Source organism: Hydrogenophaga sp. LT287 (genome assembly GCF_055702805.1).
Genome location: NZ_JBVPZC010000001.1, coordinates 385,533 through 397,234 on the forward strand (window position 1 = coordinate 385,533; position 11,702 = coordinate 397,234).

7 protein-coding genes are annotated in these 11,702 nt (G+C 63.8%); 3 read left to right on the forward strand and 4 right to left on the reverse strand.

Translation table 11 applies throughout. The features are described from left to right. Position 1 precedes the first annotated feature (1 nt). From AC0GNR_RS01800 to dapC, 3 genes are all read right to left on the reverse strand, one after another. Positions 2–1,162 carry a PilT/PilU family type 4a pilus ATPase gene (locus AC0GNR_RS01800; protein ID WP_472899287.1) on the reverse strand — a complete coding sequence of 387 codons (1,161 nt, stop codon included), beginning with the start codon at positions 1,160–1,162 and terminating at the stop codon, positions 2–4. A 138-nt stretch (positions 1,163–1,300) separates the two neighbouring features. Beyond that, positions 1,301–2,125: a 2,3,4,5-tetrahydropyridine-2,6-dicarboxylate N-succinyltransferase gene (dapD, locus tag AC0GNR_RS01805; protein ID WP_472899288.1), complete on the reverse strand. Its 825-nt coding sequence runs from the start codon at positions 2,123–2,125 to the stop codon at positions 1,301–1,303. Between the two features lie 50 nt (positions 2,126–2,175). Beyond that, entirely contained in the window at positions 2,176–3,399 is a 1,224-nt protein-coding gene (gene dapC, locus AC0GNR_RS01810; RefSeq protein WP_472899289.1) for a succinyldiaminopimelate transaminase, read from the reverse strand. 339 nt (positions 3,400–3,738) lie between these two features. On the opposite strand from dapC, the gene smc reads away from it, so the two are divergent. The 3 genes from smc to ligA all read left to right on the forward strand — a co-directional run bounded on the left by smc (position 3,739) and on the right by ligA (position 10,645). Continuing rightward, positions 3,739–7,269: a chromosome segregation protein SMC gene (gene smc, locus AC0GNR_RS01815; RefSeq protein WP_472899290.1), complete on the forward strand. Its 3,531-nt coding sequence runs from the start codon at positions 3,739–3,741 to the stop codon at positions 7,267–7,269. 18 nt (positions 7,270–7,287) lie between these two features. Next, positions 7,288–8,448 (forward strand): cell division protein ZipA C-terminal FtsZ-binding domain-containing protein, encoded by a 1,161-nt coding sequence (locus tag AC0GNR_RS01820; RefSeq protein ID WP_472899291.1) that lies wholly within the window; start codon positions 7,288–7,290, stop codon positions 8,446–8,448. Positions 8,449–8,563: 115 nt separating this feature from the next. After that, positions 8,564–10,645, forward strand: coding sequence for an NAD-dependent DNA ligase LigA (gene ligA / locus AC0GNR_RS01825; protein WP_472899292.1), 2,082 nt, complete (start codon positions 8,564–8,566; stop codon positions 10,643–10,645). Positions 10,646–11,218: 573 nt separating this feature from the next. Here ligA and AC0GNR_RS01830 read toward each other — a convergent pair. Next, positions 11,219–11,702, reverse strand: a 484-nt coding sequence (locus tag AC0GNR_RS01830) for a hypothetical protein (RefSeq protein ID WP_472899307.1), incomplete at its 5' end; no start/stop codon positions are given.

An 11,702-nucleotide genomic window follows, 5' to 3' on the forward strand; every position in this document is an offset into this window, starting at 1 on the left:
ATCAGAATTTCACGTCGAGCGTGAACTCGGTAAAGGTGGCGTTGTCGCCATGGTCGTCTTCCGACGGCGTGGCCGTCTGGTTGGATTTCGACGCATTGAAGTCGTTTTGCAGCCGCCACAACAGGTTGCTGGGCGAGTCCGCGTGGGCCAGGCCCTCGTTGCGCGACACCAGACCGTCGTTGATGAGGCGGGCCAGATCTTGCTCGAAGCTTTGCGAGCCTTCAGCCATCGACTTTTCCATGGCTTCGCGCACGCCTGAAAAATCCGCTTTCTGGATCAGGTCCGAGATCAACGCGGTGTTCAGCATCACCTCCATGGCCGGCACGCGCCCGCCGGTGTGGGTGCGCATGAGCCGCTGCGAAACAATGGACCGCAGCGCAGAGGCCAGGTCACCCAGCATGGTGGGGCGCACCTCCACCGGGTAAAAACTCAAAATACGGTTGAGCGCCTGGTAGCTGTTGTTGGCGTGCATGGTGGCCAGGCACAAATGGCCCGACTGCGCGTACGCAATGGCCGCCGACATGGTTTCGCGGTCGCGAATCTCGCCGATCAGGATCACATCGGGCGCCTGACGCAAGGCGTTTTTCAGACCGACTTGCAGCGAAGCCGTGTCGGTGCCAATCTCGCGCTGGTTGACCACCGACTTTTTGTTGCGGTAGACGTATTCGATCGGGTCTTCAATGGTGAGGATGTGGCCCGTGGCGCGGTCGTTGCGGTGGTCGATCATGGCCGCCAACGTGGTCGTCTTGCCGGCACCGGTGGCGCCCACCATCAGCACCAGGCCGCGCTTTTCCATCACCAGATCACCCAGGATGGTCGGCACGTTGAGCGAGTCCAGCGCAGGCACTTCGCCAGGCACAAACCGGATCACCACCGCATAGTTGCCGCGCTGGCGAAAGGCGCTCACGCGGAAGTTGCCCACGCCCTCCAGCGGCACCGCCATGTTGAGCTCGCCGGTTTCCACCAACTCTTCCATGCGTGTGGCCGGCACAATTTCAGCCAGCAGGTTGCGCGGCGCATCGGGTGGCAGCACCTGGCTGTTCACCGCGATGGTCTGTCCGTTGATCTTGATCATGGCCGGAGCGTGCGCCGACAGGTACACGTCCGAAGCCTTCTTCTCAGCCATCAGGCGCAGGATGCGCTCCATCGTTCCGCTGCTCATGCCGTGTCCTTAACTGAAGAAAAAAACCATACGTGACCGGAGTACGTGCCTTCACCCAGAACATCGCGGATCTGGCTTGGCCAGTCCGCAGATGTTGCCCCTCGAGGGGCGGAGCGCAGCGACGGGGGTGGGCCAAATTCAGTCGCGAAGCAGGTCGTTCAGGCTGGTTTTGCTGCGCGTCTGCGCGTCCACGCGCTTGACGATGATGGCCGCGTACAGGCTGTACTTGCCGCCGTCTTTGGGCAGACTGCCGCTGATGACCACCGAACCCGACGGGATGCGGCCGTAGCTCACTTCGCCGGTGGCGCGGTCGTAAATGGGGGTGCTCTGGCCAATGTAGACGCCCATGGAGATCACCGAGTTTTCTTCCACCACCACGCCTTCGACCACCTCGGAGCGGGCGCCGATGAAGCAGTTGTCTTCAATGATGGTGGGGCCAGCCTGCAGCGGCTCCAGCACGCCGCCAATGCCCACACCGCCCGACAAATGCACGTTTTTGCCGATCTGCGCGCACGAGCCTACGGTGGCCCAGGTGTCCACCATGGTGTTTTCGTCCACATAGGCGCCAATGTTCACGTAGCTGGGCATCAGGATCGCGCCCTTGGCAATGAAGCTGCCGCGGCGGGCCACGGCCGGTGGCACCACGCGCACGCCGGTGGCCTTCATTTCGGCCTCCGACAGGTGGGCAAACTTGGTTTGCACCTTGTCGTAAAACGCCAGGTCGCCGCTGCGCATCATTTCGTTGTCTTTCAGGCGAAACGACAGCAGCACGGCCTTTTTGATCCACTGGTGCACCGTCCACTGGCCCACGGCTTCGCGGGTGGCCACGCGCAGCTTGCCCACGTTGAGCTCGGCAATCACGTGTTCCACAGCGTCCAGCACCTCTTTGGGGGCCGAGGCGGGGGAGAGTTCGGCGCGGTTGTCCCAGGCGGTGTCGATCAGGCTTTGCAGTTGTTGGGTCATGGTTTCAGGCTCTGTAGAAAAGATGCGGTGAAAAGAAAAGGGGTCAGGGTTCAGTCGTTGTGGAACACAAACGCGTTGATGCGCCCTGCGGCTTCCAGGCATTCGGCGGGCTCGGCCACCAGCGCCATACGGATGCGGGCCTTGCCCGGGTTGACGCCGGCCACTTCGCGGGCCAGGTAACTGCCCGGCAAAACCGTCACATTGTATTGAGCCAGCAATTCGCGGGCGAAGGCTTCGTCGGCCGTGAGCCCGGGTAGGCGGCCTTCAAACACCTCGGGCACCTCGGCCCACAGGTAAAAAGCGGCGTCGGGCAGGGCCACGTCCAGCACTTGCGCCATCACCGGCGTCACTTGGGCAAATTTTTCGCGGTACTGGCGGCGGTTGTCCACCACGTGGGCTTCGTCGTTCCAGGCCGCCACGCTGGCGGCTTGCACGGCTGGGCTCATGGCGCCGCCATGGTAAGTGCGGTAGAGCAAAAAAGGTTTGATGAGCGCTGCGTCGCCCGCCACAAAGCCACTGCGCAGGCCCGGCACGTTGCTGCGCTTGGACAGGCTGGTGAACATGACCAGGTTCTTGAAGTCGGTGCGGCCCAGTTTCAGCGCGGCTTCCAGACCGCCCAGCGGCGGTTCGTCGCGGAAGTAAATTTCGCTGTAGCACTCGTCCGACGCAATCACGAAGCCAAAACGGTCGCTCAGGTCAAACAGCTTTTTCCACTCGTCCAGCGGCATCACGGCGCCGGTGGGGTTACCGGGCGAGCACACAAAGACCAGCTGCGTTTGTGCCCACACCGCTTCGGGCACGCTGTCCCAGTCCACCGCGAAATTGCGGGCCGGGTCGCTGGCCACGTAGTGCGGGCGGGCACCGCTCAGCAGCGCCGCACCTTCGTAGATTTGGTAGAACGGGTTGGGAAACACCAGCGTGGCGCCTGGCTGGGTGGGGTCAATCACCGTCTGGGCAAAGGCAAACAGGGCTTCGCGCGAGCCGTTCACCGGCAGCACCTGGGTGGCCGGGTTCACGCTCACGCCATAACGGCGCTGCAACCAGGCGGCGCAGGCTTCGCGCAGCGCGGGTTCGCCAGCGGTGGCGGGGTAGGTGGTCAGGCCGGTGTCGAGCGCGGCGGCCAGGGCCTGCTTCAAAAAGTCGGGTGTGGCGTGTTTGGGTTCGCCAATGCCCAGGCTGATGGGGCGGTAGTCCGGGTTGGGGGTGACGTCGGCAAACAGCTTGCGCAGCCGCTCGAAGGGGTAGGGCTGCAGGAGGGACAACTTGGGATTCATGGCGTGCATTATCCGAGATTGCCCATGGGGGTCGGGTGGGCTGGTGGATGCCGTTGCGAGTCAGTTGTGTCCCGACTGAGAAGGCCATGGCTTGTGCCATGGCCGCCGAAGAGGGGCAAAAATGGCCGCAACGGCGCCGCCAGCACCCCAACAGCACCGAAGGTGCGCCCAATGGACAACCACGGATTTTCCCAAGGCACGCAAGACGGTCGCTGGCGCGGGGGCGTATTCGGGCTTTGGGGTGGGTGGACACGGTATCATGCGCGTTGCGGTCCGGCCCCTGTGTGGGGAGGATTTTCGTTACAAATCAAACAGTTAGCCTTCCGCGACCGAATCCCCGTGCGCCTCAATTCGATCAAGTTATCCGGGTTCAAGTCCTTCGCTGAGCCGACCAACTTCATGCTCCCCGGTCAGCTGGTGGGCGTGGTGGGGCCCAATGGTTGCGGCAAGTCCAACATCATGGACGCGGTGCGCTGGGTGCTGGGCGAGTCCAAAGCGTCCGAGCTGCGTGGCGAGTCCATGCAGGACGTGATCTTCAACGGCACCAACACCCGCAAGCCCGCCAGCCGTTCCAGCGTGGAGCTGGTGTTTGACAACGCCGACCACCGCGCCGGTGGCCAGTGGGGCCAATTTGGTGAAATTGCCGTCAAGCGCGTGCTCACGCGCGACGGCACCAGCAGCTACTACATCAACAACCAGCCGGTGCGCCGGCGCGACGTGCAAGACGTGTTCCTGGGCACCGGCCTGGGCCCGCGCGCCTACGCCATCATTGGCCAGGGCACCATCAGCCGCATCATTGAAAGCAAGCCCGAAGAGCTGCGTCTGTTTCTCGAAGAAGCCGCCGGCGTTTCCAAATACAAAGAGCGCCGCCGCGAAACCGCGCACCGCCTGGCCGACACGCGCGAAAACCTCACGCGGGTCGAAGACATCTTGCGCGAACTTAACGCCAACCTGGACAAGCTGGAAAAGCAGGCCGAGGTGGCGGCGCGCTACAAAACCCTACAAGCCGGCGCCACGCTCAAACAGCACCAGCTGTGGTTTTTGAAGCGCAGCGAGGCCGACGCCGACCAGGCCAAGGTGAAAAACGACGCCGCGCAGGCGCTCAACGACCTGGAGTCGCGCACGGCCGACCTGCGCCGGGTGGAAGCCGAGCTGGAAACCATCCGGCAGGCGCACTACGCCGCTGGCGACCAGGTGAACCAGGCGCAGGGCAAGCTCTACGAAGCCACTGCCGAGGTGGGCAAGCTGGAAGCTGAAATCCGCTTTGTGGTGGAAGGCCGCCAGCGGGTCGAACAGCGCCTGCTGCAGCTTAAAGAGCAGATCAGCGCCTGGAGCACCCGCAGCGAAGACGCCGGCGTGGAGCTGGAGCAACTGGCCGAAGCCATGCTGGACGCCGAAGACAAGTCGGTGGTGCTGGCAGCACAAGGCGAAGAGCAGGGCATGGCCCTGCCCGCGCTGGAAGACAACTTGCGCCAAACCCAGGCCCGCGCCAACGAACAGCGCGCCAGCGTGACGCAGGTGCAGCAGCAAATCCAGGTGCTGGCCGCCGAGCAGCGCAACATTGAAGAGCAAAGCCGCCAGCTCAACCAGCGCCGCGAGCGGTTGACCGCCGACCGCAACGCGCTGGCCGCGCCCGACGAAGGCCGTTTGCAAGAAGCGCAGGCCCAGCTGGCCAGCGCACAAGAGTTGACCGAACTGAACGACGCCGTGTTGCAGGAACTGCAAGACAGCGTGCCCCAGCTGGACGACGAGCGCCGCACCGCCCAGCAAGCGGTGAACCAGGAGTCGGCCCGGCAGTCCGAGCTGACCGCACGGCTGGAAGCGCTGAAGGCGCTGCAAGACAAGGTGCGTACCGACGGGAAGCTGCGGCCCTGGCTGGCCAAGCACGGGCTGGACGGCCTGCAAGCGCTCTGGAGCCGCCTGCACGTGGAGCCGGGCTGGGAAAACGCGCTGGAAGCCGCGCTGCGCGAGCGCCTCGGCGCGCTTGAGGTGTCGCGCCTGGACATGATGCGGGCCTTTGGCAACGACGCGCCGCCCGCCAAACTGGCTTTTTACAACCCGCCCGCCGGTGCTGCGCCGGTGCAGGCGGGTGCCAGCGCCACCGGCCTGAAGCCGCTGGCCAGCTGGCTGCGCCAGCAAGACGCGGCCCAGCAAGCCCTGCTGGGCGAGTGGCTGCACGGCTGCTTGACCGCCGCCACGCTGGAAGAAGCGCTGGCGCAGCGCAGCCATTTGCAGCCCGGTGAAGTCATTTTTGTGCCCGGTGGCCACGCCGTTACCGCCCACAGCCTGAGTTTTTACGCCCCCGACAGCGAGCAGGCCGGCCTGCTGGCCCGGGCGCAAGAAATTGAACACCTGGAAAAAGCCGTGCGCGCCCAGGTGCTCATGGCCGAGCAGGCCCGCACCGCGCTGGTGCGCGCCGAGGCCGCTTACGCCGACGCTTCGCAGCGCCTGGTGAGCGCCCGCCGCGATGCCGCCGAAGCTCGCACCCGCGCCCACGAACTGCAGGTGGAAGCCCTGCGCCTGGCCCAGCTGGCCGAGCAAACCCGCGCGCGCAGCCAGCAAATTGCCGGCGACATGGCCGAGGTGGATGCCCAGCTCGACGAGCTGCAAGAGCGCCGCGTGACCGCCGAAGCCCGCTTTGAAGAACTGGACATGCAGCTGGCCGACAGCCAGGAGCGCCACGCCCAGCTGGACGACAAAGTGATTGACGCCGAGCGCGCCCTGAACCAGGCCCGCGAGCAGCAACGCACGCTGGAGCGCACCGCCCAGGAAGCCACCTTTGCCCTGCGCAGCCTGCAAGCGCGCCAGGGCGAGCTGCAGCGTTCGCTGGAAACGGCCGCCAGCCAGGAAAAGTCGCTGGCCGACGAAGAGCAGCGCGCCCGCGACGAACTCGCCCGCCTGAACGACGCCGCCGCCCAAGGCGGGCTGCAAAGCGCGCTGGCCGTGAAGATGGAGCGCGAGCAGGCGCTGGGCACGCTGCGCAGCGATTACGACGGCCTCACCGCCAAACTGCGCGCCAGCGACGAACGCCGCCTGCAGCTGGAGCGCGAACTGGAGCCGCTGCGCAACCGCATCACCGAATTCCAGCTCAAAGAGCAGGCTGCCCGCCTGGGCGTTGAGCAATACAGCCAGCTGCTGACCGAGGCCGAAGCCGACCTGGCCGCCGTGGCGCAAAGCGTGACCGAAGGCAACGTGCGCCTGACCGGGCTGCAAAGCGAGATCGACCGCATTCACCGCGAAATTCAGGCGCTGGGCGCGGTGAACCTGGCTGCGCTGGACGAACTGACCGCCGCCCGCGAGCGCAAAACCTTTTTGGACGCGCAGTCGGCCGACCTGGTGGAAGCCATGAACACGCTGGAAGACGCGATCAAGAAGATCGACGGCGAAACCCGCGAGCTGCTGGGCAGCACCTTTGAGACCGTCAACGGCCATTTCGGGCGCATGTTCCCCGAGCTGTTTGGTGGCGGCAACGCCCGCCTGGTGATGACCGGCGAAGAAATACTGGACGCCGGCGTGCAGGTGCTGGCGCAGCCACCCGGCAAGAAAAACCAGACCATTCACCTGCTTTCGGGCGGTGAAAAAGCGCTGACCGCCATTGCGCTCGTGTTTGCCATTTTTCAGCTCAACCCCGCACCGTTTTGCTTGCTGGACGAGGTGGACGCGCCGCTGGACGACGCCAACACCGAACGCTACGCCAATCTGGTGACCAGCATGAGCAAAAAAGGCACCCAGTTCCTGTTCATCAGCCACAACAAAATCGCCATGGAAATGGCCGAACAACTGATTGGCGTGACCATGCAAGAGCAGGGCGTTTCCCGTATCGTCGCGGTGGACATGGAGTCCGCCGCCGGCATGATTGAGTCCACCTAAAACCAAGTCCCAAGCACCATGAGCACACTGCAAATCAGTCTGGCCATCATCGGCGGTCTCGTGCTGGCGGGCGTGGTCGCCTACAACGCCTGGATCACACGCAAAAGCGCCCCGCGCACCGCCAGCGAGCGCGTGCAAGAAGGCCGTGGCGATGCCGCCGGTTTTGACGACACCGCCCCGGTGGCCGACAGCAGCGAAGCCCGCCCACCCGGCGACCACCGCATCGACCCGGTGCTGGGCGGCGAGTTTGAGAGCGACGGCAACGGCAGCGGCTCTGCCATGGCCGATGGCGAGCGCCTGCAGCCGCCGCCGGTGGTGCCGGTCACGCTCAACCATGTGGTCAACCCGCCCGAGAAAAAAGCCGGGCTTGACGCCCTGATCGACGTCATCACCCCGTTGTTGCTTGAAGGCGAGGTCTCGGGCGACGCCTTGCTGGCCGCGCTGCCCGGCACGCGCCGCGTGGGCAGCAAACCCTTTGCGGTGGAAGGGCTCAGCGAAGCCACGGGCGAGTGGGAAACGCCGCGCCTGGGCCAGCGCTACCGTGCTTTGCAGGCTGGTGTGCAACTGGCCAACCGATCCGGCGCACTCAACGACATTGAGTTTTCAGAGTTTGTGGTGAAGGTACAGGCCTTTGCCGACGCGGTGGGCGCCGCGCCCGACTTCCCCGACATGCGCGCCGAAGTGGCCCGCGCCCGCGAGCTTGACGCCTTTGCCAGCGGCCACGACGCGCAACTGGGCTTCACCCTGCGCGCCCGCCGGGCCGCCTGGAGCCCCGGCTACCTGGCGCAGCACGCTGCTCGCCTGGGCTTTGTGGCGGGTGCCTTGCCCGGCCGCATGGTGCTGGCCGGCAGCCAGCACGGGCAGGCGCCCATTCTCAGCCTGGCGTTTGACCCCCAAGCCGCCATGGCCGACGACCCCGAACAAAGCGCCTTGCGCGACATTGCCCTGTCGCTGGAAGTGACCCACGTGCCGCGCAGCGAACAGCCGTTTGTGCGCATGCGCCAAGCCGCAGCCGCCTTGGCAGAAGCCATGGACGGTGTCATTACCGACGACGCCGGGCAGCTGCTGTCCACCGACACCATGGACCGCATCGGCGCCGACCTGGAAAGCCTGTACGACGCGCTGGACAGCCGCGACCTGGCGGCGGGTTCGGCGCAGGCTCGCCGATTGTTTAGTTAACCCCCCCCGCGCCGCCTGCGGCGTCACCCCCCAGGGGGCAACGCTGGCGGCCCGGCGGAGCCGGTTCCGCGGCGTTCTGGGTCTGACTTCCCTTCAGATTCGAAGCATCCTGTTTATGACGACCCCTGACCTGTTTTCATTGCAGCCCACGCCGGCCGAGCGCGCGGCAGAGTTGCGCACGCAGCTCAACCGCCACGCCCATCTGTACTACACGCTGGACGCGCCCGAGATTCCAGACGCCGAGTACGACCGGCTGTTTCGTGAGTTGCAGGCGGTGGAGGCTGCGCACCCCGAGCTGTTGACGCCGGATTCACCCACGCAGCGGGTGGGTGGCGGGGTGCTGGACGCCTTTACGCCGGTGCGCCACGCCGTGCCCATGTTGTCCATCAACACCGAGACCGACACCGAACCCACCGGGGCGCAAAACTTCGACACCCGCGTGCGCCGCGCGCTCGGGCTGGGCGAGGCAGACGCGCCGCTGGAATACGTGGCCGAGCTGAAGTTTGACGGCCTGGCCATGAGCCTGCGCTATGAAAACGGCGTGCTGGTGCAAGCCGCCACGCGCGGCGACGGCGAGATGGGTGAAGATGTCACGGGCAACATCCGCACCATTGGGCAAATTCCGCTGCGTTTACCGGCCGACGCACCGCCCGTGCTGGAGGTGCGGGGCGAGGTCTACATGCGCCGCGACCACTTTGATGCGCTCAACGACAAACAGCGCGCCAAGATCGCCGCTGGTGCCAAAGGCGAAAGAACCTTTGTGAACCCCCGCAACGCCGCCGCCGGCGCGGTGCGCCAGCTGGACTCGGGCATTGCAGCCCAGCGCCCCTTGAGCTTTTTTGCCTATGGCCTGGGCGACATGACGCCGCCCGAGCAAGGCGGGCCGGTGTTTGACACCCACTTTCAACTGCTCATGCAGCTGAAAGCCTGGGGTTTCCCGGTGGCCGAGCAAACCACCATCGCCCACGGTGCCAGCGAGCTGGTGGCCTTTCACCAGCGCATCGGCGCCAGGCGCGACCAACTCCCCTACGACATCGACGGCGTGGTCTACAAGGTCAATTCGCTCGCGCTGCAGCGCCAGCTGGGCTTTGTCACCCGCGAGCCGCGCTGGGCCGTGGCCCACAAATACCCCGCACAAGAACAGCTCACCACCGTGCTCGCCATTGACGTGCAGGTGGGCCGCACCGGCAAGCTCACGCCTGTGGCCAAGCTCGCACCCGTGTTTGTGGGCAACGTGACCGTGACCAACGCCACCCTGCACAACGAAGACGAAGCCCGCCGCAAAGACGTGCGCCTGGGCGACACGGTGATCGTGCGCCGCGCGGGCGACGTGATCCCCGAAGTGGTGGCCGTGTTGCCCGACAAACGCGTGGGCAACCCGCCCCCCTTCACCATGCCGCACCAGTGCCCGGTGTGCGGCAGCGCCGCCGTGCGCGAAGACGGCGAGGCCGACTACCGCTGCACCGGCGGCCTGTTTTGCAGCGCCCAGCGCAAAGAAGCCATCTTGCATTTCGCCCACCGCCGCGCCGTGGAAGTGGAAGGCCTGGGCGACAAACTGGTGGAGCAGCTGGTAGACGCGGGCGTGGTCAAAACCCTGCCCGACCTGTACCGCCTGGGCCTCACCGCCCTGGCCAGCCTCGACCGCATGGCCGACAAGTCGGCCCTGAACATACTGGCCGCGCTAGAAAAGTCCAAAACCACCACGCTGCCACGCTTTCTGTTTGGCCTGGGCATACGGCATGTGGGCGAAGCCACCGCCAAAGAACTGGCCCGCCACTTCGGCCAGCTCGACTGCATCATGGACGCCACCGAAGAAGAGTTGCTTGAAGTGAACGACGTGGGCCCGGTAGTGGCGAAAAGCATTCGCACCTTTTTTGACCAACCCCACAACCGCGAGGTGGTGGAGCAGATGCGCGCCTGCGGCGTGCACTGGGCAGAGGGCGCCCCGGCCGAACGAGCCGCCCAGCCCCTGGCCGGCAAAACCTTCGTGCTCACCGGCACCTTTCCCACCCTCAGCCGCGACCAGGCAAAGGACCTGCTGGAAGCTGCCGGCGCCAAAGTGGCCGGCTCGGTGAGCAAGAAAACCGACTACGTGGTGGCTGGTGCGGAAGCCGGCAGCAAGCTGGACAAAGCACAGGTGCTGGGTGTGACGGTGATTGATGAGGCGGGGATGATGGGGTTGCTGGGGCAGGGGTGACCACACACTACGGTTTATGCGATCCGTTGCGTTGAAGAAATAGCACTTTTTTGTACGTTATATCGCCCGGAGGCGGAGGGGCTCCTAGCTTATTTCACGGTTTTTGATTGAAAAGTACTGCTTGGTGAGAGGGTGAGGCAAACAGTATCAGTGCTTGGATATGGTGTACGCCCGGCCATGGCTTCTATGCGGGTCGGCGATGTCCAACGCACGCTTCGACCTCGGCGGTTTAACCATCCTGTCCAAGAACCGCAGCCCCGAGGGCTCGCGTTACGTTGATTCTTCGATGGTGGACCGTCACGAGCGCTCCATTCAGTGAGCCGCCTAAGGTCCCTCATCGCCTGAATTAGGTGAGTTGCTGTATTTCTAAAAAATAGAGCAAGCTTTCGCGAAAAAATGAACTGTCAAAAACGTGACAGTTCCTCTTCTTTCAATTTATTTGTTCTTTAGGCAAAAAGCACGACCTGGCCCGACACTTCGATCGAAATTGCAAATGGATTGGATTCAATCAACGTCACTAAGCGGGCACTGCTTTGTCAGTTCATGTTGAATAATTTAAGGTTTGTCGAAGCGCTAATCCTCGACTTTCCAATCCATTTCGCAGTTGGCACAAGTGAATTTCATGACGTGTCTTTCGGTGTTTGTTCCAAGCCCGATCACCCTGGCGGCGATGGAGTTTACCCTTGTTTTTATGACCTCCTTGCCTTTCATCATATAAACGCCACCGGTAGTTTGACAATGAGGGCAGACAACTTTTTCTTTGTGATCCATGTTTCTAGTTTTAAACTCAAAATCTTTTGCATCAGTCTCTATTTTTTTTTGTTTGTCCTCCTCCTCGCGCCTGTTTGTCTCAGCATGAAATTCCTCATTTGTTTTCATGAAAGATGAAATTAATCGATTCACGGAGGCGAAGTGCAGCTCGGAAAAATCGGCGGATTCAAAAGTGAAGTGCAACACCCTGGGTTTCAATGAACGAGGGTGGAATGTTGCGGGCTGTTGAGCAGGAGCTCTCGGTAGACCGCCAGCGGTGATCGTACGCCAAGGCCTTTCCTGGGCC

Bases quoted from the DNA above. Each gene is read 5' to 3' on its own strand.
- ligA (WP_472899292.1), top strand. From the start codon at position 8,564: ATGACGACCCCTGACCTGTTTTCATTGCAGCCCACGCCGGCCGAGCGC.
- dapD (WP_472899288.1), bottom strand. From the start codon at position 2,125: ATGACCCAACAACTGCAAAGCCTGATCGACACCGCCTGGGACAACCGC.
- AC0GNR_RS01820 (WP_472899291.1), top strand. From the start codon at position 7,288: ATGAGCACACTGCAAATCAGTCTGGCCATCATCGGCGGTCTCGTGCTG.
- dapC (WP_472899289.1), bottom strand. From the start codon at position 3,399: ATGAATCCCAAGTTGTCCCTCCTGCAGCCCTACCCCTTCGAGCGGCTG.
- AC0GNR_RS01800 (WP_472899287.1), bottom strand. From the start codon at position 1,162: ATGAGCAGCGGAACGATGGAGCGCATCCTGCGCCTGATGGCTGAGAAG.